Source organism: Falcatimonas sp. MSJ-15, from assembly GCF_018918265.1.
In the GTDB taxonomy this organism is placed as follows: Bacteria; Bacillota; Clostridia; order Lachnospirales; family Lachnospiraceae; genus Falcatimonas.
This window is the reverse complement of the sequence record NZ_JAHLQC010000012.1, coordinates 1-26987: the sequence shown is the minus strand read 5'-3', so window position 1 is coordinate 26987 and position 26987 is coordinate 1. Positions and strand designations below refer to the sequence as shown.

Sequence of the window (26987 nt, the reverse complement as noted above, 5' to 3'; positions counted from 1 at the left end):
TGTCAAGTTATCTCGATTTGTTTTCATGTTTTTAATTATAATTTTATGTTTATTAATTAATTTCATGTCTTTGTTAATTTTACTTTTATGTTTTGATTATATTATGTTAACTTCTGGTGTGTTAAAAATAATATGCATATTCTATTTTTTATATCTGCTGCCTTTTTTGCAAAGTCAATTTCTTCTACATATTAAGGAAGTGCAGAATACTTAATCAAAAAGACAGCACAGAATACTTAATTAAAAAGACGCAGAATGCTTAATTAAAAAGACGCAGAATGCTTAATTAAAAAGACAACGCAAAGTACTTAATTAAAAAAGACGCAGAATACTCAATTAAAAAGGCAGCGTATAATATTAATTAAAAAGACGCAGAACACTTAATTTGTATTCTGCGTCTGTATAATATATATCTCTGCTTATTATTTGACTTATATATTATTCATAGTATGAAATGCTTATACTATTAACAAGTCCTGTCTCTTTGTCAACGTTAATACTTATAGTTAATGATTCTGCATCTGCAGGACCGTAACCATAATATACGTCTGTTGTATATTCTGATTCATAATCAGGTTTTCCATATGCTGCTAATACCTGTTCATATGTAGAACCTACCTGAATTCCTCCTGGTAAACATACTGGAACTCCCTTATTGTAATCGCCTGATGATGATACATATACTTCTGTAATCTTACATTTATCATATGATAAATCTGCATCTGTATCGTTAGTTAGTGTAATACTTACTGTATAATCACCTTTTTCAAAATATACCAAATCATAATCATTAGCTGCTATTGTTGTCTTGTCTGATGTCATATCTGATAATGCCCATCCCATGTCTATAATATCAGATACATTAGCAGGTAATGTTAATACTTTTCCATCAAACTGAACCTGACCTGATGAAAGAGATGTTGATAATGATGGATCTGCTTTTACTGGTGTATCAGCAACTGGATTTTCTTTTAATGCTGTTGTCTCATCGGTAGTAGTCTCTTTTTCATTATCTTTGTCATTATCTTTGTCATTGTCTTTATCAGTATCTTTTTTATCATTACCAGTATCATATCCATACTCATCACCTATTGATGCTACACCAAGTAATTCAGCTATTTCTGAATATTTGTAATATGCATCTTCAGCAGGTACTTCAACTTTTTTACCTGTTTTTTCGTTTAATGTAGATGATACTGTTAATTTTCCTTTTATTCCCTGACATTCTGCTGATATTGTTGCATCACTTGAAGCTTCTCTCTTGCCTTCTTTTCCTGTGCATTCAGCATATGAATCAATAGAGAATTTAATTCCAGCTGCCTCGAATTCTTTTTCTACTTCATCTTTATCAAAAGTTTCTACAAGTTCACTTACTGTATCTATAAATGATGATTTCTGTTCTTTAATCTCAGCAATCATATCAGCATTATCACCATCTAATTTTTCAAGTGTCTTAACATATTCATCAAATACAGATTCTGCATTTTTATCAAGATATTTTACGATTGCTTCTGTAACATCTATGAGATTGCTATCATCAAGTGAAAATGCATATCCTTTATCTGATTTTTCAAATAAATCTGTACTTTTTGTTGCTTTTTCAAGAGTCTCGATTATGTAGTATACTGTCTCTGTCAGGAATTCCTGTGGATTCTCTACTCCTTCGATCTCATCTGTTGTTGTTGTTAATTCTGATACTTTGTATCCAAGATTATCTTCGATTTCTGACATTGTCATTCCTACGTAGTCTTTATCAAGAGATATCTCATCTGCAATATCAGGTACATATTCTTCAACTGCAGTAAGTAATGTCTTAACATTCATATATACTGTATCATCTTTAACTATAACTTCTGTAAGATCTTTGTAAGATGACATTGTTCCCATCTTATAACTTACATTAACTGATTCGCTTACAGGATCTGTACTTTCAATAACGCCTGCAAACTTAAGTGATACTTTTATCTCATCTTTATCACTTACAAGATATTCATTAAGCATATCTAATCCAGTTGCACTTATTAAACTTGCTGCTTCATTAACTGTTACTCCAAGTTCCATCTCAAATTCACCAGTTTTAATATCGTTTACTTCTCTTACGATAGATGAATAAGAGCTTCCCCCTTTACTTCCGCATCCTGATAATGTTCCAATAATCATCACCATTGCAAGAAGTACTGATAATAATTTTTTATTCATTTCTCTTCCTCCTTCATATCAGTTTTCTTAAACTGCATTAAACAATATACCATATTGCTTTTTTTTCGTCAACTCAAAGTAAATGATAAACTTAGTAACAATACAATTAAAAACAGCACGTTAAATGCTGTAAAGTTCAAAAGATATTTTGCTTTTTTCACACTTTTTTCGTTACTTACGAACTTATATGATATAAGGCTCGCCATAGATGCAATGATTGTTCCAAGTCCACCAAGATTAGTTCCTATTATAAGTTTTGTTATATTGTCTGTAAAATTCGATAATAGAATTGCTGCCGGAACATTGCTAATTGCCTGGCTTAAGATTACTGATACCATAATTTCACGTTTAGATGTGATATTATTAAGCATATTGCGTACTATTTCCAAATTCTTCATATTACCTACAAATATAAAAAATGCAACAAATGTGAGTAATAGTCCATAATCAGCTTTTTTTATTATTGCTCTATTAGTAACTATAACTACTATAAGTACTATTGCAAAAGATATTCTGTAATCAATTATTCTTACAACGCACATAAGACTGACAATAAACAAAACTGTATTAATAAGTATTTCCTTTTTATCAATGGTTACATCATTATTTACTATTGATGTTATCGCTCTTTTTTTAATGAACAAGCATATAGTTATTACAAGCATTATAAATGAGATCGCCCCATAAGGGAACATTATCTTTTCAAAATGTGCTATACTCATTCCTGACTTTGTATACAGATAAAGGTTTTGTGGATTGCCAATAGGTGTTATCATGCTTCCAAGATTTGCTGCTATTGTAAGAAATACAACAATAGGTATCATAATCTCTTCCATTTTTGTCTCTTTTAACAATATTATGGCAAATGGTATGAATGTCAAAAGTGCGACATCATTGGTTATGAACATACTTGAAAAAAAGCAGCCACACATAAGTAATAAAGCCATAGTTCTTGTATCTGACATCTTCTTTACAAGACTTCCAACAAGCTTTTCAAATACACCTGCTTCTCTATATCCTTGTACTACTATCATAAGTGACCACAATATCATAAGTGTTCTATAATCAATATATTCTATATATTTCATTGATGGTCTTACCCAAAATGATGATATTACTGCTAGTATGGCTGCTATTATAAATACTGTTTCTTTTTTTATAAATCTTATAACTGTTTTCATTATATATACCTTTTATAATTAAAATCCTTTCGTTTGTCATAAGCTCCTCTCACTTCACTTTTCAGGTGGGAGGAGCCTTGCAAATTTGTAGAAATATATATTCTACTCTGTTATAATGCTAACATAGATTATATTTTTTCCTATATTAAAAGTCAAGTTTATATAATGAATTTTACCCCCACTCTTGACAAAGAATCTAAAAAAAGCAGCGACCCTCCATAGACTTGCTATGAGGAGTCGCCACACATTTATAACCATATATCATGTAACTATATTTTATTACTGTTCTATACACTTATATTCTTATATTCTTATATACTTACAGCATATTATGCTTATATGCTTGCAACATATCATTCTTATATTCCTACAATATGTTATGCTTACACGCTTACAACATATCATTCTTATATATCTATAGTGTTCTATACTTACAGTATATCATTCTTATACACCTACAGCAGATTATACTTATACTCTTACAGCATATTATAATTATACCTTCTATATATTACATAAGATAAAGCACTGAATATGGTTTTAATTCCATTCCATTATTACAGTCATATTTCTGTCCTGTTATAAGATCTGTCATCTTTTCTCGTCCATGCAGGCCTTTATCAACATAGAACGGATTCTCGCCTGCATTAATTGCTACTACTATCTCCTGGTCATCGCATTTTCTTGAAAAGACAAATTGATGATTGGTTAACTCTAATGATTTGAAATCACCATAACATAATGCTTTTGTCCTTGAATGTATCTTGCTAAAGCGTTCAATATACTTTGTTAAATTATTCTCAATCGGTTTTTCAAAACTTGGTCTTAAAGGAAGATCTGAATCATTTCTTTTTTCTGCTTCTGTTCCCCATTCGCTGCCATAATATATGCATGGAATACCTGGCATCGCATACATTAAACCATATATAAGAAGCAGATGTCGCTTATTCTTAAGTACACTTGCTATTCTGCTTACATCATGATTGTCAACAAAATTGAGCAGATGTTTTCCTTTGTAAAGTGTCCAGTTTTCTTCTCCAAACTGTCGCATAAGACTATGTGCAATCTCAAACATATTCATACTGTTAAAACTTGAATGTAATCCTTTATAACATTCATAATTAGTCGCACTGTCTAACATATCTTCATTCACAATAGTATTGTAATCTCCATGTATCATCTCACCGACAAGGAAAAAGTCAGGTTTTATCTGTTTTACAAATTGTCTTAGTTTTTTCATAAATTCCTTGTTAAGACAATATGCAACATCAAGTCTCAAACCATCTATATCATACTGTTCTATCCAGCTTTTTACACATGCTAGGAGATATGACACAAGTTCTGGATTATCAAGATTAAGTTTAACAAGTTCATAATGTCCTTCCCAGCCATCATACCAAAAACCATCGTTATAAAATGAATTTTCGTTGAAGTTTATATAGAACCAATTAAGATATTTTGAACTTCTTTTGCATTTTATTACATCTTGAAATCCAAAAAAGCCTCGTCCTACATGATTAAACACTCCATCTATTACTACTTTAAATCCATTTTCATGCAGTTTTGCACATACATCTGCAAAGTCTGCATTTGTTCCAAGTCTTACATCTATTTTTCGATAATCTCGTGTATCATAACCATGTCTGTCACTTTCAAAAACCGGTGAAAAATATACTGCAGTTGCTCCCGTTTTCTTGATGTGTGGAATCCAGTCAATAACTTTTCTGATTCTTGAAACAGTTACACCATCGTTCTCTGGTGGTGCACCACAAAATCCAAGAGGATATATCTGATAAAATACTGCTTCTTCGTACCACATAGATTCATAAACCTCCTTAAATATGCAATGCTATCGACATTATCAATATGTATAATACATATTGTTGCTTCATTTTTATCTGGTTAACACTTTAGCACATCAACCAGAACATACATAACCATATTGTATATCGACATTATACTGCTCTCAAAGAAGATTATATGTAATTATTTTATATTATATTATGATATTTTTGGACATAAGAAAAAGGACCAGCCGATCGGTCCTTTTTCCTAAAATATGAGGGGAGGGAGATAGAAAATCTATCTACGTTTTATATTATGCAATATAAATGTGTTCAAATTGTGGACAAACTCTAAAATCAAAATAAAGTATTTCTGAAGATTACCTTAAGAAGATTAAGAACATTAAGATAATTCTTCCTGAAGTATGTTTATAATCTCATCTTTTGAGAATCTTGTCAGACTTTCATCATTCTCTGAGATTACTTTGTCAGCAAGATTCTTTTTCTTCTCTTGCAAGTTTACAATCTTCTCTTCTATAGTGCCTTTTGCTATGAGTTTATATACAGACACTTTATTCTTCTGTCCTATTCTGTGAACACGGTCTGTTGCCTGGTTCTGAGCTGCTATATTCCACCATGGATCATAATGTATTACAATATCTGCTGATGTAAGATTAAGTCCGGTTCCTCCTGCTTTTAATGAGATTAAAAATACCGGTGTATCATCAGCATTGAATTCTGATACCATCGCAATTCTCTGTTCTTTACCTGTTGCACCACTTAAGTAATAATAACTTATTCCAGCTTCTTTAAGTCTCTCACCTATAACTTCAAGCATTGATGTAAACTGTGAGAATATTAACATCTTGTGTCCACCTGCTACACAGTCTTCTACAAGTTGAAGGCATGTATCAAGTTTTGATGACTTGTCTTTATAGTCAGTATACAAAAGCGATGGATGGCAGCATATCTGACGAAGCTTGGTTATCTCGCTTAATACTGTCATCTTCGAACTATTGAATTCTGATTCTGACTGTAAATCAATCTTCTTAATAAGTTTTGCAACACTTGCTTTATAAAGTTTTTTCTGTTCTCCTTCAAGCACAGAGTATACAATATTCTCCTGTTTTGGTGGAAGATCTTTTAATACATCTTTCTTAAGTCTTCTCATTATAAATGGAGCTATAAGATGTTTCAACTGATTTAACGCAGCTGTATCATGATATTGTATTACCGGTGTCTCAAAATTTTTCTTAAAACTCTGATAAGTATATAAAAATCCTGGCATCAAATAATCAAATATCGACCAAAGTTCACTCAGTCTATTCTCTATCGGTGTTCCTGTAAGAGCATACTTAGTCTGTGCATGTATTGCTTTTACAGCTCTTGCACTCTGTGTTCCATGGTTCTTAATAAATTGTGCTTCATCTATAATCTCATATCTAAAGCTTAACTCCTGATATTCCTGAATATCACGTCTTAACAAATCATAAGATGTTATTATCACATCATACTTATCATAAGTCTTTAGAAGTTCTTTTCTCTCTGAAGCTGTCCCTGATATCGCAAGTGATGTAAGTTCCGGTGCAAATTTGTTAATCTCATTTTGCCAATTATATACAAGCGATGCCGGTGTAATTATAATTGAATTACCTCTGCCTTTTTCACTGAGCAAAAGACTTATAATCTGCAAAGTCTTACCAAGTCCCATATCATCTGCAAGAATTCCTCCAAGACCATATTCGCTTATAGTCTTAAGCCAGAAATAGCCTGTCTTCTGATAAGGTCTTAATACCTGTGAAAGTTCTTCCGGAAGTTCGTAAGTTCCATCTTCAACAGCTTTAATATTTCTAACCATCTCTTTGAATTCTTTGTCACGCTTATATTTTACATTATTGCTTTCTCTAAGTACAGAATCCACATACAATGTTCTAAATAATGGAAGCTCAATCTTTTTATTTTTCAATTCTTTTTCAGAGAGATTAAGTCCCATTGAAAGTTCAGCAAGTGCTGATATACCATTGTCAAGTAATTCTATAAATTCTCCATTTTTAAGTCTGTGATATTTCTTTTTCTGCTTATAGCTTAAGAGAATATCTTTTATCTCATTATCTTTTATATCATCAAAATCCAGATCTAATTCTAACAGCCCACTGTTTATAGATACTCCAATGAATATATTAGGTGTCTTTACAATACTTGCTTTTTTCAATGCATCAGATACGTATACAGTTGACAATTCCATCAGTTCATTTATTCCTGTATCTATAAGCTCAAACATCATATCATCATTCATATCTATATACAATATATCTTCATCTCTCTTAAAGAATCTCTTTAAAAAAGATAATATCTTATATTCTTCCGGTCTGTTATGATATACTTTTGGAATATTAGCCTCGTCATAAGGATTATATCTTATACTGTCATATTCAAAAAATGTATCACATACTACTCTATTGTCTTTTACATCCATATACAGGTATGATTTTAGTTCAGGTGGCTTAAATCCATCAAGATCAAGTTCTGTATCTATGCTCATATATTCTGTAATTATAGGTATTATCCCTGCTGTAAACTCGCCCATATCTCTTGAATTCATAGTTATCTTCTGTGATTCATTATATATAGGTGACACAAGATGTCCAAGTAGTGGCTGTATATATCTTCTATAATCAGCATCGCATACATACATTTTGTTATCTTTAAAAATATATAGATTATCTGCACCATTTATAACTTTGATCTTATCTCTAAGGTACATATTAACTCCATTAGAGCTTATCTCTTCTATCACAAGATTAAGTTTTGGATTCTTACGCACTATCTCATAATTAATTTCAACTTTGTTAATCTCTATATTAACAGTATCTGTAACTACCGAATTAATAAGAAGATCAAATGTCTTTGGTGATAAAAGTATTCGTCTCTGATTACGCATATCTTCACTAATCTTATTGGCTCTCTTTGATAGTAAAGCATATTCATTAATCGTTGATATTATAAATTGCAACAATTTGTAACTTTCTTCATCAAATGATTTATATGTATGATACAATTTTATGTCTTTTGTATATTCAACATATTCTCCATGTTCAAAGCTCTCTTTAAATGCATTAATATTCTTGATTAGATACTTCTTATCTGTTCGTATTACAAATTCTGTATACATATTAACACCTTCAACTTTTATCTCAGGTTCAATACTGTATTTATTCTCAGATACTTCACCATAAGCATCGCCTAAAGCCATATTCCCATATTCATTGATAAGAGTTCGTACATTAGGTGAACTATATACAACAGAATTAGCCATGCTCCTTCTCTCACGATATTTTATTGCAGCAAGAACACAATGAGCACATATACCTTTTTCATCAAATTCATCACAACTACATTCTGTCTTAATAATCTCATCTTTTGACACAGTAAGCTTTGCTTTATTGCTTCCTTCTATATACTGTACTGTTATCTCATTCTTCCAAAATGAACGTGTCTCATTAACAACCCCGGTATCTTTCTTACTTCTTCTCTCCGCTTCTTTATAAATCTCTTCATCTGTTGCAAATCGTCTTATATATTCTGTATCGAAAGCCATATTATCCATCTTCCTTATCTGTTAATTTCATGAATTTCCTGCATCTTTTTTCTATCTAACTCATAATGCTTCATCACATATATTGAAAATGCCCACCCAATCATTGGAATTATACTGTAAAATAGTATTGTCAAAATTCTTATTCGTGGCGTACATGGATCTGTAACTTTTGGAAAGCTGTGTCCATAGCCCGATATTGCAAGAACTATACCAACAAATGCAGTTCCTAATGCTGTAACTACTTTGTCCACAAATGAGAATAATGCCCCCATAAGTCCCGGAACATATTTTCCACTTCTGTATACCTCATAATCTGAACAGTCAGCAATCATAGGCACAACCATATTATTACTAACTGATTTTGCTCCATTAGATATTGAAAATAATATAACAAATACTACTGATATTATATTCCACTTTATAAAAGATATTGTACCAACTTTATCATTCATAAGTACAAATGTCAGTAAAATCTGAAATACTATACACATCCATGAATAAAATACAAATGTCTTCTTCTGTCCAATCTTCTGTGCCATCTTAATTCCTGTTGATACAACAAGAAGACTTGGAATAGCTGTAACAATTCCTATAAGTCCTGCTATCTTATAATTATTCATGAGAATTCCATATAGCATTACTATTACAGCGGCTTCACTATATACTGTAGATGCAAATTTGTCTGTACATGCTGCTATTATAAGCATCTTAATCGGCTTATTTTTTCTCATTATCTCAATATAATCCTTAGGTCTGACATGCATAGTTTCTTTATTCTCTTTATTTTCTTTTCCATAAAAACCAGGTCTGTCTTTTGACCAAATTCCAATCATAGCTAATATTGTGCATATGAAAGACACTACTATAACTGTAACCGCAAAATCTCTATAAAGCAACGGATTATCATAATCTGAATATTTTGGTATAAGATAATTAGATGTAAATAATGCTGTTGCTCCAAAAGATGCCATTATACATAATGAATCAAAAAAAGTTGTAACCGGCCGCTGGTTAGGATTATTAGTCATAACAGTCTGTCCTGTCTTGCAGACAACACTTTGACATGTAAAACCGATTACATATACCATATATATTAATATAAAGTATATAAGTCTAAATCTGTTATTAATTCTGTGTGTTGTAAAAAAAAGCAAAACTACACTAACTGCCATAAGAAGATTGCCAATTATCATAAAAGGTCTGAACTTGCCAAACTTTCCTTGTGTTATATCTAGCAAAAAACCGGCAATAGGATCTGTTATGCCATCAAATACTTTCATCGCTGTGAGGACCATTGATATAAGAACAACTCCAAAACCGGCAACCTGATTAGCATAGTATGACATATATACCATTAATGCAAGATATACATTAACTGCAGCAGTATTTAGTGAAAATAGTGCCATCTGCCACATTTTTACATTATTATACTTTTTTACATTCTCTTCGACTTTCAAAATTTGTCTCCCGTTATAAATATTGTATTAAAACATTACTTTTTCCCGTAAATTATATTATAAACTAGTTTTTTTTATATTGCAATAGATGTCTTAAATGTTCATTTCTTACCTTTTATAATAATCATATATGCATTTATATGCAAAAATCAGAACTCTTTATAAATTGATTATCCAATAATTACTTATACCTATATATTTTCCCAATATTCATTGGATATAGATATTATCTAACTAAATAATCTTTATAAAAGAGTTCTGATATTAACTTATATTATAAGATTGTGCCTCCACCAAATACATAATCACCATCATATAGTACAAGTGCCTGACCTGGTGTAGGTGCTCTCTGTGGCTCATCAAACATACATTCAACAAGTCCATTATCTATTTTTTTCACTACACATGGCGCACCCTTATGACTATATCTAATCTTGCCTACAAGCCTTACTTCACTATCTATGTCGTCAACTGACATAAAATTAAAGTTATTAACAACTATTCTTCTTGTAAATAGATCTTCATTCTCACCAATTACAACTTCATTAGTCTCCGGTCTTATTGCAACAACAAATACCGGATGACCCATTGATAACCCCAGACCTTTTCGCTGTCCGATTGTATAATGAATAATTCCTTTGTGTCTTCCAATTACAGTACCATCTTTTGTTACGAAGTTTCCTTCTTTTGGCTCTACACCTGCGAATTTTTCAAGATATCCTGCATAATCATTATCCGGTACAAAGCATATATCCTGACTATCAGGTTTTGATGCTACATTAAGTCCTATCTTCTGTGCAATCTCACGAATCTGATCTTTTGTATAAGAACCAACAGGCATAAGCGTATGGCTTAATTGTTCCTGCGTAAGATTATATAAAGCATACGTCTGGTCTTTTGCATCTGTTATACTCTTTTTGATAGAATATCTTCCATTAAGAAGTTTCTCTACTCTTGAATAATGACCTGTTGCTATATAATCTGCACCAATGTCTAGACTTCTCTTTAAAAGTGCTTCCCACTTTACATATCTATTGCATGCAATACATGGGTTTGGGGTTCTTCCATTAATATATTCATCAACGAAATAGTCCATAACATTGTCTTTAAATTCTTTTTTGAAGTTCATAACATAATAAGGAATTCCTATCTGTTCTGCAACTCTTCTTGCATCATTAACAGCACTAAGACCACAACATGCTCCATCATCTTTAATATCACATCTGTCATCATCCTGCCATATCTGCATTGTAACTCCAATAACATCATATCCCTGTTCTTTTAAAAGATATGCACAAACGGATGAATCAACACCACCAGACATACCTACTACTACTTTTTTCTTTTCCATTTTATTCCTCTTTTTCTATCATATATATAGTAATCATTATATCAATTCTTATATAATAGTTCAGTATATACTTTCTATATTATAATTACCATATATAATTTGTTTGATTATTCATATTCTCTATATACTTATAGTGCATCGCCTTTTGATTATTCACACGCTCTATCTGCTTATCGCACATCACCTGTCTTAGAATCAATAAAATCTGCATACATAGTTGACATCTGTCTTAATCTTGCAACAATCTTATCTAACTTATCAACAACATAATCTATATCCTCTTTTGTTGTCTCCTCGCTAAGCGTAAGTCTTAATGAACCATGTGCAATCTCATCCGGAAGTCCTATTGCTTTAAGTACATGTGATGGATCTAGTGAACCAGAAGTACATGCTGACCCACTTGATCCACATATACCTTCCATATCAAGCATTATAAGCAAAGTCTCGCCTTCAATAAATTGAAAACAAAAGTTAGTATTATTAGGAAGTCTGTTATGTCTGTCACCATTAAGTCTTGTATATGGTATTCTCTCCATTATACTCTTTATAAGATAATCTCTTAATTCACTCTCGTATGCTACTCTCTCTTCCATATTTGCAATAGCAAGTTCTGCTGCCTTCTTTAGTCCTACTATTGCAGGGACATTCTCTGTTCCGGCTCTTCTATTACGTTCTTGTGCACCACCATCAATAAGTGGTTCTATGTTAATTCCACTCTTTATATATATATATCCAATGCCTTTTGGCCCATTTATCTTATGTCCACTTGCGCTCATAAGATCTATATTAAGTTCTTTAACATCAATTGGTACTTGTGTATAAGCCTGAACTGCGTCTGTATGAAACAAAATTCCATGCTCTTTAGCAATCTGTCCTATCTCTTTTACAGGCTCTATAGTTCCTATCTCATTATTAGCAAACATTATTGTTATAAGAATTGTATCATCTCTTATTGCTTTTTTTAACTCATCGAGTTTTACTACTCCATATTCATCAACATCAAGATATGTCACTTCATATCCATCTTTTTCTAAAGCTCTTAGTGAATGAAGCACTGCATGATGTTCTATCTTACTTGTAATTATATGTCTGCCTTTATCTTTGTATGCTCTTGCAATACCTTTTATCGCCATATTATCAGACTCTGATCCACCGCCTGTAAAATATATCTCTTTTGGCTTTGCATTAATTGAAGCTGCTATCATCTCTCTTGCTTTCTCAATAACAGTCTTATTCTTAGCTGCAAAACTGTATACACTTGATGGATTACCAAATTCTTCCGTAAAATATGGTAACATTGCATCAACTACTTCAGGTTTGACTTTTGTTGTTGCTGCATTGTCTAAATATATTAATCTGTCCACCTATATAACCTCCGGTTTCCATTAAAATTCTCTAATTCATACCACTTTGATATGCTTTTTTATGGTATCATTATGATATCTGTTTGTCAAGAATTGCATCTAGTCACGTCATAATTCATTATATGCTATCATATAATAGTAGCCACTATATTCTATGAGGTTACTATGAATCTTCATTCATCAGTTATTAAAGGAACTATATTCTTAACTTTATCAGCCGTATTATGTCGTATTATTGGCTTTTTTTACAAAATCTATATATCTAATGCAATAGGAGCTGAGAATTTTGGTATATTTCAACTTGCAATGCCAATATTTGGTCTTGTAAGCATAATGTGCTGCCACTGTATCGAGACTTCACTGTCAAAGATGATATCAGAAAATCCTAATGATTCAAGACAATATTGTATATGCGGATTTACTATATCACTCATCTTATCTGGTATATGTTCTGCAATACTATATTTTGCTTCTGACATAATCGCTTCTAACTTTTTATTTGAATCACGTTGCAGCATCCTGTTAAAGTATATCGCAATTACCCTTTTACTTAGTATAGTTCACAGTATTATTAATGGTTACTCTTTTGGCAAAATGAGAGTATTACTCCCTGCTATCTGCAATATAGTTGAACAGATTAGCAAAATTCTTATAACTATATTAATTGTAAACATTCTATTGGCTTCAAATTGTATACCTGATTATACTACTGCCGGTAAGATCATGTTATATAGCGAGCTTATATGTGCCATATTTGGAATAACAATTCTTATTCTCTCTGGCAAAAAAATAATAGTGCCTAAAAACAAACTGCCTAAAAAATCTCATTATAAAAATATGATACGATTTCTTCTTCCAATCAGTGGAAATCGCCTTGTTCTATGCTTTCTTGGAAGTTTTGAAGCTATCCTTCTTCCAACAAGCCTCAAATTATATGGCATTAGTTCTGACAATTCGCTTGCTATATATGGTATATTAAGTGGAATGGCAATGTCTGTTCTTATGCTACCACAGACTTTTACTACTTCTCTATCTTCGCTGCTTCTTCCAAAGATATCAAGCCAGTCAGCAGTTTTACATAATAATAACCGACATAAAAAAATATCCGATACTTCAGATACACCATCGCCAAAAGCATTAGGCAAAACTAACTCTGATAATTATATTAATCCTGCCGCAAGAACAGCTTCTATGTCTATACGTTTCTGTTTTGCCATGGGAATATTCTTCTTAGCTATCTTTAAAATCTTTGGCAAAAAAATTGGTCTACTTTTGTTCCACAACGAATTATGTGGTTTTTTTATCGAAAATCTTAGTATTATATGTCCTTTTATATATACTTCAACAGCAAGTTATAGCATACTTAATGGGCTTACTAAAGCTGGTTATGTATTCTTTTGTAATATAACAGGACTTGTAATAAGGCTTATAACTGTAAGTTTCTTCGTTCCACAATATGGAATCAATGCATACATATATGGTCTTTTTCTTAGTCATATTGTTAGTTTTTTAATGAGTATGCTATTCATAAGTCTGTCTTTAAAAGGCAATTAAAAACACGTCTTCAAAAGCTTTTATCTATATCTGGCATCTTGAAAACGTGTTTCTCTATATGATATATTCTCTTTTTTACAAATAGCTTGTTAAGCTTTTCATAAATCTTCCAAAATATCTATTAATTATACATGAATTAATATGGTATATTGGAATAATCTCCAAACTCAAGTCCTTTGGCTCTTACTTGATCAATAAAGTCGCCTAACATCTGAGTATTAGTAGATGATACTGCATGCAGCAGATATATCGCTCCACTATGACTTTTTGTTACTGCATTATTAAGTGATTCTGTTACATCCGGCTGATCATCGACAAGCCAGTCTCTATGTGCAAAGCTCCAGAATACGCAACGATATCCAAGGCTTTGTGCAATAGCAAGACTCTGTTCACTAAATGCACCTGTTGGGAATCTGAACAACTTCATCTGATATCCATAATTCTCAAGAACATAATCATTAACTTCTTTTATCTCATTAACCTGTTCATCAACACTTAATGTTGGCATTGATAGATGTGATACTGAGTGATTACCTACTATATGTCCTTCATCAATAATTCTTCTCATAAGATCAGGATTCTCTTTAGCAAATGGTAGTGTTACAAAAAATACTGCTTTAACATTCTTCTCTTTAAGTGTATCTAGAATTGTTGGTGTATATCCATTCTCATAACCTTCATCAAATGTAAGATATACATAACCACTATCAGGCATAATAAAGTCTGCTGCATATTTGCCATAGAGATTAGTATAATAATCAAGTCCTGTAGGTCTATTAGTAACAGGATCGTAATTACTTCCAACTCCAAAAGGAATTGTCTCTGATGAATACTGTGAATAATCACCGATTACTTCTGTTGCCGGTGGATTAAACTGTTCATTAGTTGCCGGCTTTACAGTAAGTTTTACTATCTGTTCTGCCATGTTGCCTGCTGCATCTTCAACAGACAATTTAACATTATACTCACCTGCTGTATTGAAATCTACTGCTGACTGGTCTACTTTTATATTAGATGTTATATCTCCATCTGTATCATCTGTTGCAGTAACTCCATCAAGGAAATTAACGTCTTCTCCAAGTGGAATCGTATATTCTGTCTTTGCCAGATTAATAACCGGAGCTGTTATATCTGCTGCCTTATCTTTATCTTTTGATGATTCTTTTGTCTCATTTTTAGTTCCTTCACTATTAGAACTTCCAGTTGTCCCATCTGTATTCTTCTTATTTGAGCATCCTGCAAATAGCATAGCTAATGTTAACGCTGCTGATACTACTGTATACATTCTCTTTTTCATCTTGCATATCTCCTCTTTTTAATCATTCTCTATATAAACAGCCTGTGATGAACATAATAATATCACCACAATGTCAAACTTCTAAGAGTTTAACATATTATCAATTACAATTCAAGCGAATACAGAAATCTTAAGGTATTTGTAAGAATTTGTATAAATTTCTTGATATTGTATTATTGTAGACGATAATATATTATATATACAAAAGAATAATTGGAGGATATGATAATGGCTTGTTATAATAATCTTAATGAACTTCTAAAGAATAGTGATGGAAAGAAAAGTATAGAGCTTCTCTCTGAAGCTAATGGCTGTGTAGCCGGATGTCGTGCAGGTGTTACTTATTATCAGAATACTGAATATAAAAAACCGGGTATTCATGATGATCAAGAAGGATTTATTGTTCTAAAAGGTAGTGGCATGGCACTCATTGGAGATGAAGAATTTGCAATAGAAGAAGGAACTGCTTTTATCGCACCAAAAGGAACTCCTCATACTATTAAGAGTAATTCTAATGATGAACCAGTTCTTGTATTTTGGTTTCATAGTGCTGTGTAATTAATGTAATCACTGTGTAATTAATCTGATTACTGTGTAACTAATCTAATTACTGTATAATTAATGTAATCAAGTTTTTAAAAAAGTATGGTTAGAAAGTACATTATTATATATTATAATCGAACTTTCTAACCATATTTTTACACACATATCCCATTTCAAAATAAGTACAAATACACCATTTATACCCATTTCAATACTAAATATAGCATTTTTTACCATTTTTAGCATAATCAATCTGTATCGCAAGACTCCCTAAACCTATATATTACCTTATCTTCCAAGATCATAAGGTGTGTTCTGGTATACATAGTAGTTCAACCAATTAGTATATAGATTATTAGCATGACTTCTCCATGAGAGGATTGGTCTCTTTGAAGGATCATTATCAGGATAATAATTAATAGGCATCTCAATATCAAGTCCCTTTTCAAGATCTCTCTTATATTCGCCATCTAATGTAATTCTGTCATATTCAGGATGTCCTGTAACGAATATCTGCTTACCATTATCAGCCATTACAATGAATACACCTGCTTCTTCTGATTCTGCAAGTACCATAAGATTCTCATTAGCTTCTATAGCTTCTCTTGGAACAACTGTATGTCTTGAATGTGGTGCATAAAAATAATCATCAAATCCTCTTACAAGTGGTACTTTACGATTTAAAACTCTATGTTTATATATTCCAAAACATTTTTTATCAAGAAGTGTCTTATCAATACCATAATGATAATAGAGTCCAGCCTGTGCGCCCCAGCATATATGAAATGTTGAAGTAACATTAGTCTTTGACCAATCCATTATAGTTGTAAGCTCATCCCAATAATTAACATCTTCAAAAGCCATCTGTTCAACTGGTGCTCCTGTAATGATAAGACCATCATATTTCTTATCTTTTATATCACTAAACGTACAATAGAACTTATTAAGATGTACTGCTGATGTATGTTTCGATGTATGAGTCTCAAGCTGCATAAAAGTCACTTCAACCTGAAGTGGAGTATTAGAGAGTTCTCTAAGTAGCTGTGTCTCTGTATCTTCTTTAATCGGCATCAGATTCAGAATAATAATCTCAAGAGGTCTTATATCCTGAGTTGAAGCTCTTTTCTCATCCATTACGAATATATTTTCTGATTCAAGTATGCCTTTTGCCGGTAAATCACTCTGTATCTTAATTGGCATTTATATCACCTGTCCTTCTATAAGTTTATTAAAATCGTCTTCAGATATAATTGGAACTCCAAGTTCCTTAGCCTTCTTATTCTTTGATGATGATGATGTTACATCATTATTAATAAGATATGATGTCTTACCTGTAACAGAACCGGTAACCTTACCACCTAATTTTTCAATAAGATCTTTCATCTCATTTCTATTGGCATAGCCATTAAGTGAACCAGTTATTACAAAGACTTTGTCTTTTAATATATCTGATGAATCACTTTTTTCATCTTTTTCAAACACAATCTCTTTTAAAAGTTCATTAATCTTTCTTATATTATTGGCATCTTTAAAATAATCAGAAAATGTCTTTGCAATAACTTCTCCTACGCCATCTATCGTAACTAGTTCGTCAACTTCTGCATTCATAATCTTGGTAAGATCATCATCATATTCCCTACATATCATCTTACTGTTTGACAATCCTATATTCTCTATTCCAAGACTATATATGAACTTAAACAGATATGTTTTTCTTGAATTATTAATAGCTGCAAGGAGATTCTCATATGAACGCATTCCAAATCCATCCATAGTAAGTATCTGTTCTTCATATCTGTCAATATGATATATATCTGCAAATTCTCTTATGAATCCATTATCGATGAATTTCTCAAGTGTTGCTTCTGAAAGTCCGTCTATATTCATCGCATCTCTGCTTACAAAATGTGCAAAGCTCTTAATATGTTTTGCCGGACATTCTTTATTAAGACAATATAATGATTTTACATCATTAACATCACGAATCTGAGTCTTTTCGCCACATACAGGACACTTATCCGGTATAACTGCTGTATCACTTTTTGTAAGATTCTCAGCAATCTGTGGAATAATCATATTAGCTTTGTAGACTGTAATCTTATCACCTATTCCAAGCTTAAGACTCTTAACAATACTTACATTATGCACACTTGCACGACTAACTGTAGTTCCTTCAAGTTCTACCGGTTTAAATATAGCAACAGGATTAATAAGTCCTGTTCTTGATGCACTCCATTCAATATTCTCAAGTGTTGTCTCTGCTATCTCATCTGCCCATTTGAATGCAATAGCATTACGAGGTGCTTTTGCTGTTCTTCCAAGTGAATCACCATACGCTATATCATCATAAGTGAGTACAAGTCCATCTGACGGAACATCATTACTCTCAATCTTCTTTTCAAACCACTCAACCATCTCAACTACATTATCTTTGTTAACTCTTTTATATTCAACTGTCTGAAATCCATTATCTTTTAAAAATAACATCTGCTTCTCACGACTGTTCTCAAAGTCATAATCTGCACTTACTAATGTGAATGCGTAAAAACGTACATTTCTCTTAGCTGTTAACTCATTATTAAGCTGTCTTACCGAACCTGAACATAGATTACGAGGATTCTTATATTTTGCATCATCATCTTCTATCTCTCTGTTGATTTTTTCAAAATCAGAATATGATATTACTGCTTCTCCTCTAAGTATAAGTTCACCTTTGTATGGTATATTAAGAGGAACATTAGTAAATACTCTTGCATTGTTAGTGATTACTTCACCTACTTCGCCATTTCCTCTTGTTACTGCTTTTGCAAGCTTTCCATCATTATAAGTCAGAACTATTGTAAGACCATCCATCTTCCATGATAAAAGTCCTTCTTTATCTTTTAACCAATCTGCAAGCTCTTCTCTGCTCTTAGTCTTGCTAAGACTAAGCATCGGCGATGCATGTGTCTCTTTTGGAAGTTCGCTAAGCACTTCATAACCTACTCTGTTAGTCGGACTATTAGCAAGAACTATCCCTGTTTCTTCTTCAAGTTTTGTAAGCTCATCATATAATGCATCATATTCATAATTAGTCATTATCTCCCGACTCTCCGAATAGTATGCTTTAGCAGCTTCATTAAGTATATTTACCAATTCTTTGATTCTGTCAATTTTACTATTCACCACTTTTACCCTGCCTTATTCTTAGATTTTTATATAAAATATCAATCTCTTCATCTGACAGTTTTCTATATGTCCCTACTTTCAGATTACCAAGCTTTATATTCATAATTCTTATTCTTTTCAACTTTACAACTTTATATCCAAGAGCATCACACATTCGCCTTATCTGCCTATTAAGTCCCTGTGTCAGAATTATTTTGAAACTATATTCACCAGTCTGTTTTACATAACACTTCCTTGTTACAGTATCAAGTATCTTAACACCATTAGACATCTTCTCAATGAAATCTTTTGTTATCTTCTTATTAACTGTAACTTCATATTCTTTTTCATGGTAATTGGCTGCTCTTAAAAGTTCATTAGTCATATGACCATCATTAGTAAGGAGAATTAGCCCCTCTGATGCCTGATCAAGTCTTCCTACCGGATATATTCTCTTATTATAACCAATATAGTCGATTATATTTTTATCATCAGTTCTATCACTTGTACATTCAATTCCTACTGGCTTGTTGAATGCAATCAGCTCAAGTTTCTCACAGACACTTATCTTCTTATTATTAACATAGACTGTATCTGTATTTGCAACTTTTGTACCAGGAAGTGCCACAGTACCATTAACTCTTACTTTACCTTCTTCAACGAGTCTGTCTGCTTCACGTCTTGAACATACACCTGCTTCACTGAGATACTTATTGATTCGTATCAGTTCACCACGTTTTCCTTCAATACTGCTCTTTTTTCTATCTGCCAATCCTATCCCACCTTAATTTGAAAAATAGCGCCATAAAGGTAATTCTCTTATCCTTTATGGCGCTCATACTCACTTAATATTACTCTTCTGAATCTACGTCTTCGCCTACAATCTTAACTTTTGATTCATATAATTCTTCTACTGCAATTGATAAAGGCTTCTTTCCATTAGCAGGAACAAGTGGTTCTTCACCTGCAATTATCTGTCTTGCTCTTTTTGCTGTTGCAAGAACGATAGAATATCTACTCTGTACTAAAGGCTGTTCTCCTTCTTCTACTTCACTGTTTACTACTTCCATTAAGTCTGAATATGATGGATGTAACATAATTTATTCTCCTTTCTTAAAGTCACAAAGACTCTCTCTGATTTCATTAATTATATTAATATTATTGGAAACGCAATATTTGTTACACGCTTCAATATTATTATCATGCTTGGCTATTATCAGCTCATGAAACTCATCTACACATGTGTCTATATCATCATTAACTATTATATAATCATAATTCTCAACACCGAGTGCTTCTTCTGAAGCTCTGTTAAGTCGTTTATTAATCGTATCCATATCTTCTGTATTACGGTTAATTAGACGGCTCTTTAACTCATTGGCATCTGGTGGTGTAATGAATATAAGTACTGTCTCAGGGAACTGTTTTTTTACAAGCAGTGCACCCTGTATCTCAATCTCAAGAAGTACATCTTTACCTTCATTAAGATTGGCTAATACATATTCTTTTGGAGTTCCATAATAATTATCTACATATTGTGCATATTCTATGAGATCGTTATTTGCAATCATTGCTTCAAATTCTTCTTTTGTCTTAAAAAAGTATTCCTTACCATCTGTCTCACCTGGTCTTGGTGCTCTTGTTGTCGCTGATATAGATAATGCATAATTATCATATTCTTCAGTAAGACTTTTCATTAATGTTCCTTTTCCTGCTCCGGAAAAACCAGATATTACTATTAATAATCCTCTTTTATTCATCTTCATCACCTTTTGCCTCTATATTATTCACGCAATTTTTAACATCTCTGCTTCGCTCAGCTATAGTATCTGGTAAAAGTGCTGACAATACAATAAGATTACTGTCAGTAACAATAACTGACCTTGTCTTACGCCCTTGCGTAGCATCTACAACTTTGCCTTCGTCTTTACCATTTTGCACCATTCTTTTAGCCGGAGCAGAATCTGATGTAATAATAGCGACTATTTTATTAACATTAATTACATTCCCAAAACCGATATTAATTAATCCGTTCAAAATTGCAACCTCTCATATATCTTTATATTTGCAATATACAGACCCTTGCATCATCATATTATACCCAAACCCTGACAATTAATCAAGTGATAAAACACATTAATATAATATTTATTCAATATTCTGTATCTGTTCCCTTACTTTTTCAATCTCTGTCTTAAGTTCTATAGCTGTATTAGTTATCTCAAGATCATTAGCTTTAGATAATATTGTATTAGCTTCTCTATTCATCTCCTGCGCTATAAAATCTAATTTACGTCCTACTGTTCCTCCTTCGTTAAGTGCCATTTTTGTATTCTCAATATGACTTCTAAGTCTCACAGTCTCTTCGTCTACACATATCTTATCTGCAAAAATAACAACTTCTGCTGCAATTCTTGACTCGTCTATCTGTGTATCGCTTAATAGTTCTTTTACTTTTTCTTCAAGTCTTGTTCTATATGAGTTAACAATCTCAGGACTTCTCTTCTCTATAAAATCGACAGCAGCAAGCATATTATCAAGCTTATCAATCAGATCAACCTTAAGCTTCTCTCCTTCTTCTTCTCTTGTCTTAACAAAAGAAGCGAAAGCTTCATCAAGAGCTTTCTCTAAAAGACTCCATATCTCATCTTCATCAGATACAGCTTCACTTAGTGTCAATACTTCTGGCATCTGTGCGAGTGAATTAACATTTATATCATTTACTATGCCAAAATTCTCACTCATCTTCTTAAAGTAATTCATATATTCAGCTGCAATAGCTTCATTATATTTTATCTCTACCTGGTTCTCTGATATATCTTCATATGTGATAAAAATGTCAACCTTACCTCTTTGTATGTATTCTTTTAGCTGATTTCTTATAGCAGCATCAAAGTAATTAAGTTTTTTAGGCATTTTAATACTAGTATCAAGATATCTGTGATTAACAGACTTTACCTCCACTACTATTTTTTTAGAAGAATCACTTACTTCGCTTCTTCCAAAACCTGTCATACTCTTTATCATTTTTTCCTCCATATTCTGTTCTTGAAGCAATTATATGTTCTGCTTTTAACAATATTTCTTCGAACATAGAATCAGACAGATAATATATATCTGCCTGACAATATAATTTCAGTTAATTATAGCACACCTTTGAACATCCGTAAAGAAAGGCTTAAAAAATTTTGCTTTTTTCTTATTCTGCTGATATAATAGCATAGTAAAAAATTGATTTAGATAATTGTACTCTTATATTAATCCAAAATGTAATTATGCGATTAACTAAAAATATAATTGAAAAGAGGGATCAATATGGCATTTGATGGAATTGTCATCTCTAATATAGTAAAAGAAATGAATGAACGTCTTCTCAATGGCAGAATATATAAGATTGCACAGCCTGAGAATGATGAACTTATAATAACAGTTAAGAATAACAAAGAGCAATATAAGTTATTACTGTCAGCTTCAGCAAGTCTCCCGCTATTGTATTTTACAAGTGAGACTAAACCTAATCCAATGACTGCACCTAACTTCTGTATGCTTCTTAGAAAGCATCTTAATAATGGCAGAATTATACGAATATACCAGCCGGATTTTGAACGTATTGTTCACATTGATGTTGAGCATCTTAATGAGATGGGTGATCTATGCACACATACGCTTATCATCGAACTAATGGGAAAACATAGCAATATCATCTTCGTCAACAGTAATAATATGATTATCGACAGTATTAAGCATGTGTCGAATCAGATGAGTTCTGTAAGAGAAGTCTTACCCGGACGTGAATATTTTGTTCCGGATGCTTCCCACAAGTTTAATCCTATTACTGTAACTTATGACGAATTCTGTGAGTCAGTATATTCAAAACCTATGGCTATAAGAAAAGCTATCTATTCTTCGCTTACCGGAATAAGTCCTCTTATATCAGAAGAGATATGTTATAATGCTTCAATAGACTCAGATACTCCTGCTAATGTTCTTAGTGACATTGAAAAGCAACATCTGTTTAATATGTTCTCTATTCTTATTAATGAAGTTAAAGATGGCAACTATACTCCTAATGTAATTATGAAAGGGAATGAACCTGTCGAATTCTCAAGTCTTTCTCTTAATTTGTATGATGATGCATATACAATCAAGAATTTTAATACAGTTAGTGAACTTCTAGAATTCTATTATGCATCTAAGAATGCAATAACACGTATCAGGCAAAAATCTGTAGATCTACGTAAGATAGTTCAAAATGCTCTTGAGCGAAATGTCAAAAAATATGATCTACAGCTTAAACAGTTAAAAGATACTGAGAAAAAAGATAAATATAAAGTATATGGCGAGTTAATCACAACTTATGGTTATACAGTTCCTGAAGGTTCTAAGAATATGACAGCTCTTAACTATTATACCGGTGAAGAGATTACAATACCACTTGATAGTACAATTCCTGTAATGGATAATGCTAAAAAATATTTTGACAAATATAGCAAGTTAAAGAGAACTTACGAAGCTTTGTCTGAACTAATCAAAGAAACTGATGCTGAGATAAAACATCTTGAATCAATAAGTAACTCTCTCGATATTGCACTCTCAGAAAATGATCTTACACAGATCAAAGAGGAACTTACTGACTATGGATATATAAAAAGAAAATATAATGGCAAAAAGACAAAGATTACAAGCAAACCTTTTCATTATATATCAAGCGATGGTTTCCATATATATGTTGGCAAGAATAACTATCAGAACGAAGAACTTACATTCAAGTTTGCCAACGGTGGCGATTGGTGGTTCCATGCAAAAGATATTCCGGGTTCTCATGTCGTTGTAAAGACTGAAGGCAATGAACTTCCTGACAGAACATTTGAAGAAGCAGGCAAACTTGCTGCTTATTATTCAAAAGGACGTGAACAGGAAAAAGTAGAGATTGATTATACAGAGCGAAAGAATGTCAAAAAACCAGCCGGTTCAGCACCTGGATTTGTAATATATCATACTAACTATTCTCTTATGACTTCCCCTGATATATCGGGAATTGAAGAGATTAATTAAAATTAATCTCCCTTTTTACAAAAGTGTGTCTAATGTATAAACCTTTATAATTATTCGTTTTACCACTTTTATACATTTTCTATTCATTTTTCCATAATGGGGAGTTTATTTTTTGATAAGTTGTCGTGCAATTTATTAGAATAGAATTTTTGAAAGAGCCAGCACCTTGAATGGGCTGGCTCTTTCAATGTCACCTGTAATTGACAAACTAGTATTTCACATTCGCATTATACAAGTCCATAAAATAAGAATCTGTATGTAGTAGTTCTTCAAAAGTACCCTGTCCAACAATCTTCCCTTCTTTAAAGAGAATAATTCTGTCAAAACCTGCAATGGAATTTAATCTATGTGCAATGGCAATAACAGTTTTATCTTTCATTTTTTGCATAACTGATTTCATTACATTTTCTTCTGTTAAATTATCCATTGCAGATGTTGCTTCATCCAAAATGACAAGTTCGGAGTCTTCAAACCACAAGCGAGCTAATGCAAGTCTTTGTTTTTCTCCACCCGATAAACAAGTACCTTTCTCACCAATTTCAGTATTTAAACCTTCCGCAAGATTTTCAACTAAATGAGATAGTTGCACTTCACTCAATGCCTCTAACATTTGTTCTTCTGACACTTGTTTCTCAAATACCAGATTTTCTTTTATTGTTCCGTCAAAAACAGGGGTATCCTGTGATAGATAACTAACTCTATCATACAGATTATTAAGACAAATTTCTTTTAACTCCATGTCTCCTAAGCGAACTTCTCCTTGATTATATTTTAGCAACCCTAATAATATCCTAATCAAGGTCGATTTTCCGGAACCACTTTCTCCTACAAAAGCTATTTTTTCTCCCTTTTGTATTGACAGGCTCAAGCCATCTATAATTTTTCGTTCCTCATATTGGAATGATAAATTTCTTATTGCAATTTTTCCAACATTTGTATTTATTGCGTTACCGTTTCTTAATTGAACATCGTCTTTTAAGCCTAAAAATTCCTCAAATCTCTTATATGACGCCTTGTCTAATTTATATTGGACATAAAGTACATTAAAAATGGCAATTGGCGTATAAGCATTTTCAATCAGTGCAATTAGTGCAACCACAGAACCTACTGTAAGGTTTTTCGTTTTCCATGCATAAAAAAGAATACCAATATCTAACATTGCCACAAGTAGTGCAAATATTGTGAAGAATGCTTCATGAATCATATTCATTTTTACTTTTGATGAAACAATATCCTCTTTTGCATTACAAGTCTTCTTTATTTCACCCGGGAACTGTTTGCTCATACGAAATACCAACATTTCCATATAGCCTCTGACCAAATAGTGATTTAATAGTTCTTCACTATTCAAAATCTTTTCTTTTATTTTATAAAGAAACTTCAATAGAATATTGGTTATTATAAAAATAACCGTATAGCCTACAAACAGTACATAAGTAACTTTTTCATCTATTTTCCAAATAAAGTATATACTAAAACCAATGGTAGGAAGTAAGTCACGAATCAAACACAACCAGAAATTGAATAATACATTTCTTCCTGCTGCTGAACCATTCTCAATCCTTTGAACAAGTTTGCCCGTACCTATTTTCTGATATTCCATATAATCTATTGTACTTATTTTTCTAAGTGACAAAAGCTTAAAATCCAGATAAATACCATGTTCCAACTTCTTTTCAGGGTAATTATCCAGATAATTCATACAATAATTTACCAGCAAAATAAAGCCATATGTTGCAACTCCTGCAAATGCAAGTGTTCTATCAGCCAATCCATCAATAACCTTCTGGAAATAGTCAACCTTGTAATTAGCCACAAATGAATTAAATATACCTAGTCCAATATAGACCAATACCCATATTCTGTTTTTCTTTAATATTTCTTTTATATAACGCATAACTGTACTCCTTTACATATTGTATTTCAAGCATCAGAGCAGTACAGTCAACGACTACTGGCAAGTTTCTTTTAACCTCAGCACAATCTGCCAACAGTTTACATCAACTGTACTGAGTAGTTACCTCGGATAATTTTCATATCGTTCTCACCTCTTCCTAAAAATTTTCTATTATTATATCATGCTAAGTTCCAATATTCAATCGTACTTCCGTCAAAAGAATATAAAACAAAAAGCCTCTTAGGATTGTATTTGAATTGGGACTACTTGATTTTCTAATTGCTTACTCAATTCGTGAAATGTATAATTATACTGTCTTGATATTAGACACACAAAGATAAATAGGGACAAATTAATATATTTTTGAATCATTTTAAAATATTGCATTAAAAAGGTTCTAAACTTTACTTGGGGGTAGAGTTTAGAACCTTTCATTTTTATAAAAAAGATAGGCATAAACAATCCCATAAGTTATAATTAAATCACCACAAAATAATCAACAAAGGAGAATGCTTATGCCTAATACTAATTTTATATCAAATCTTCTAGAAATTAAAGAC

General features: G+C 32.1%; 19 protein-coding genes. 3 read left to right on the top strand and 16 right to left on the bottom strand.

The features are described from left to right. Positions 1 to 438 precede the first annotated feature (438 nt). The 7 genes from KQI85_RS10295 to nifS all read right to left on the bottom strand — a co-directional run bounded on the left by KQI85_RS10295 (position 439) and on the right by nifS (position 12934). Complete coding sequence (locus KQI85_RS10295; protein ID WP_216576004.1) at positions 439 to 2199, bottom strand: hypothetical protein; 1761 nt, start codon at positions 2197 to 2199, stop codon at positions 439 to 441. A 68-nt stretch (positions 2200 to 2267) separates the two neighbouring features. Then, entirely contained in the window at positions 2268 to 3380 is a 1113-nt protein-coding gene (locus KQI85_RS10290) for an SLC13 family permease (protein ID WP_216576003.1), read from the bottom strand. Positions 3381 to 3891: 511 nt separating this feature from the next. Next, on the bottom strand, positions 3892 to 5199 hold the full coding sequence (locus KQI85_RS10285) for an alpha-amylase family glycosyl hydrolase (protein ID WP_216576002.1): 1308 nt from the start codon (positions 5197 to 5199) through the stop codon (positions 3892 to 3894). Positions 5200 to 5567: 368 nt separating this feature from the next. Continuing rightward, complete coding sequence (locus KQI85_RS10280; RefSeq protein ID WP_216576001.1) at positions 5568 to 8762, bottom strand: DEAD/DEAH box helicase; 3195 nt, start codon at positions 8760 to 8762, stop codon at positions 5568 to 5570. Between the two features lie 14 nt (positions 8763 to 8776). Beyond that, positions 8777 to 10219 (bottom strand): MFS transporter, encoded by a 1443-nt coding sequence (locus KQI85_RS10275; RefSeq protein WP_253293835.1) that lies wholly within the window; start codon positions 10217 to 10219, stop codon positions 8777 to 8779. A 274-nt stretch (positions 10220 to 10493) separates the two neighbouring features. Next, on the bottom strand, positions 10494 to 11570 hold the full coding sequence (mnmA, locus tag KQI85_RS10270) for a tRNA 2-thiouridine(34) synthase MnmA (RefSeq protein WP_216576000.1): 1077 nt from the start codon (positions 11568 to 11570) through the stop codon (positions 10494 to 10496). A gap of 170 nt (positions 11571 to 11740) precedes the next feature. Then, positions 11741 to 12934 carry a cysteine desulfurase NifS gene (gene nifS, locus KQI85_RS10265; protein ID WP_216575999.1) on the bottom strand — a complete coding sequence of 398 codons (1194 nt, stop codon included), beginning with the start codon at positions 12932 to 12934 and terminating at the stop codon, positions 11741 to 11743. A gap of 165 nt (positions 12935 to 13099) precedes the next feature. On the opposite strand from nifS, the gene KQI85_RS10260 reads away from it, so the two are divergent. Next, the gene (locus KQI85_RS10260) at positions 13100 to 14488 is read left to right on the top strand and encodes an oligosaccharide flippase family protein (protein ID WP_216575998.1); all 1389 of its coding nucleotides are present in this window, start codon (positions 13100 to 13102) and stop codon (positions 14486 to 14488) included. A 136-nt stretch (positions 14489 to 14624) separates the two neighbouring features. On the opposite strand, the gene KQI85_RS10255 is transcribed toward KQI85_RS10260, so the two are convergent. Then, positions 14625 to 15785: a polysaccharide deacetylase family protein gene (locus KQI85_RS10255; protein WP_216575997.1), complete on the bottom strand. Its 1161-nt coding sequence runs from the start codon at positions 15783 to 15785 to the stop codon at positions 14625 to 14627. Between the two features lie 228 nt (positions 15786 to 16013). Here KQI85_RS10255 and KQI85_RS10250 point away from each other — a divergent pair, with 228 nt between their 5' ends. Beyond that, complete coding sequence (locus KQI85_RS10250; RefSeq protein ID WP_216575996.1) at positions 16014 to 16343, top strand: cupin domain-containing protein; 330 nt, start codon at positions 16014 to 16016, stop codon at positions 16341 to 16343. A gap of 273 nt (positions 16344 to 16616) precedes the next feature. Here the strand turns inward: KQI85_RS10250 and metA are convergent, their stop codons facing one another. The 7 genes from metA to KQI85_RS10215 all read right to left on the bottom strand — a co-directional run bounded on the left by metA (position 16617) and on the right by KQI85_RS10215 (position 22502). Then, the gene (gene metA / locus KQI85_RS10245) at positions 16617 to 17528 is read right to left on the bottom strand and encodes a homoserine O-succinyltransferase (RefSeq protein WP_216575995.1); all 912 of its coding nucleotides are present in this window, start codon (positions 17526 to 17528) and stop codon (positions 16617 to 16619) included. Then, a complete protein-coding gene (ligA, locus tag KQI85_RS10240) occupies positions 17529 to 19493 on the bottom strand; it encodes an NAD-dependent DNA ligase LigA (RefSeq protein WP_216575994.1) in 1965 nt (654 codons plus the stop codon). Then, on the bottom strand, positions 19486 to 20247 hold the full coding sequence (locus tag KQI85_RS10235; RefSeq protein ID WP_216575993.1) for a pseudouridine synthase: 762 nt from the start codon (positions 20245 to 20247) through the stop codon (positions 19486 to 19488). The genes ligA and KQI85_RS10235 overlap by 8 nt, the downstream gene beginning before the upstream one ends. A 79-nt stretch (positions 20248 to 20326) precedes the next feature. Then, entirely contained in the window at positions 20327 to 20572 is a 246-nt protein-coding gene (rpoZ, locus tag KQI85_RS10230; RefSeq protein WP_216575992.1) for a DNA-directed RNA polymerase subunit omega, read from the bottom strand. Positions 20573 to 20575: 3 nt separating this feature from the next. Continuing rightward, a complete protein-coding gene (gene gmk, locus KQI85_RS10225; protein ID WP_216576098.1) occupies positions 20576 to 21235 on the bottom strand; it encodes a guanylate kinase in 660 nt (219 codons plus the stop codon). Continuing rightward, positions 21228 to 21512 (bottom strand): DUF370 domain-containing protein, encoded by a 285-nt coding sequence (locus KQI85_RS10220; RefSeq protein ID WP_253293834.1) that lies wholly within the window; start codon positions 21510 to 21512, stop codon positions 21228 to 21230. The genes gmk and KQI85_RS10220 overlap by 8 nt, the downstream gene beginning before the upstream one ends. 111 nt (positions 21513 to 21623) lie before the next feature. Continuing rightward, on the bottom strand, positions 21624 to 22502 hold the full coding sequence (locus KQI85_RS10215) for a YicC/YloC family endoribonuclease (RefSeq protein WP_216575991.1): 879 nt from the start codon (positions 22500 to 22502) through the stop codon (positions 21624 to 21626). A 288-nt stretch (positions 22503 to 22790) separates the two neighbouring features. Between KQI85_RS10215 and KQI85_RS10210 the strand changes: the two genes are divergently transcribed. Then, positions 22791 to 24530 carry an NFACT family protein gene (locus KQI85_RS10210; protein WP_216575990.1) on the top strand — a complete coding sequence of 580 codons (1740 nt, stop codon included), beginning with the start codon at positions 22791 to 22793 and terminating at the stop codon, positions 24528 to 24530. A 208-nt stretch (positions 24531 to 24738) separates the two neighbouring features. Here the strand turns inward: KQI85_RS10210 and KQI85_RS10205 are convergent, their stop codons facing one another. Then, entirely contained in the window at positions 24739 to 26427 is a 1689-nt protein-coding gene (locus tag KQI85_RS10205; protein WP_216575989.1) for an ABC transporter ATP-binding protein, read from the bottom strand. Between the last annotated feature and the right edge of the window lie 560 nt (positions 26428 to 26987).

Bases quoted from the DNA above. Each gene is read 5' to 3' on its own strand.
- KQI85_RS10260 (WP_216575998.1), top strand. From the start codon at position 13,100: ATGAATCTTCATTCATCAGTTATTAAAGGAACTATATTCTTAACTTTA.
- KQI85_RS10215 (WP_216575991.1), bottom strand. From the start codon at position 22,502: ATGATAAAGAGTATGACAGGTTTTGGAAGAAGCGAAGTAAGTGATTCT.
- KQI85_RS10250 (WP_216575996.1), top strand. From the start codon at position 16,014: ATGGCTTGTTATAATAATCTTAATGAACTTCTAAAGAATAGTGATGGA.
- KQI85_RS10210 (WP_216575990.1), top strand. From the start codon at position 22,791: ATGGCATTTGATGGAATTGTCATCTCTAATATAGTAAAAGAAATGAAT.
- rpoZ (WP_216575992.1), bottom strand. From the start codon at position 20,572: ATGTTACATCCATCATATTCAGACTTAATGGAAGTAGTAAACAGTGAA.
- mnmA (WP_216576000.1), bottom strand. From the start codon at position 11,570: ATGGAAAAGAAAAAAGTAGTAGTAGGTATGTCTGGTGGTGTTGATTCA.
- KQI85_RS10290 (WP_216576003.1), bottom strand. From the start codon at position 3,380: ATGAAAACAGTTATAAGATTTATAAAAAAAGAAACAGTATTTATAATA.
- KQI85_RS10205 (WP_216575989.1), bottom strand. From the start codon at position 26,427: ATGCGTTATATAAAAGAAATATTAAAGAAAAACAGAATATGGGTATTG.
- gmk (WP_216576098.1), bottom strand. From the start codon at position 21,235: ATGAATAAAAGAGGATTATTAATAGTAATATCTGGTTTTTCCGGAGCA.
- KQI85_RS10295 (WP_216576004.1), bottom strand. From the start codon at position 2,199: ATGAATAAAAAATTATTATCAGTACTTCTTGCAATGGTGATGATTATT.
- KQI85_RS10285 (WP_216576002.1), bottom strand. From the start codon at position 5,199: ATGTGGTACGAAGAAGCAGTATTTTATCAGATATATCCTCTTGGATTT.
- KQI85_RS10255 (WP_216575997.1), bottom strand. From the start codon at position 15,785: ATGAAAAAGAGAATGTATACAGTAGTATCAGCAGCGTTAACATTAGCT.
- KQI85_RS10280 (WP_216576001.1), bottom strand. From the start codon at position 8,762: ATGGCTTTCGATACAGAATATATAAGACGATTTGCAACAGATGAAGAG.
- metA (WP_216575995.1), bottom strand. From the start codon at position 17,528: ATGCCAATTAAGATACAGAGTGATTTACCGGCAAAAGGCATACTTGAA.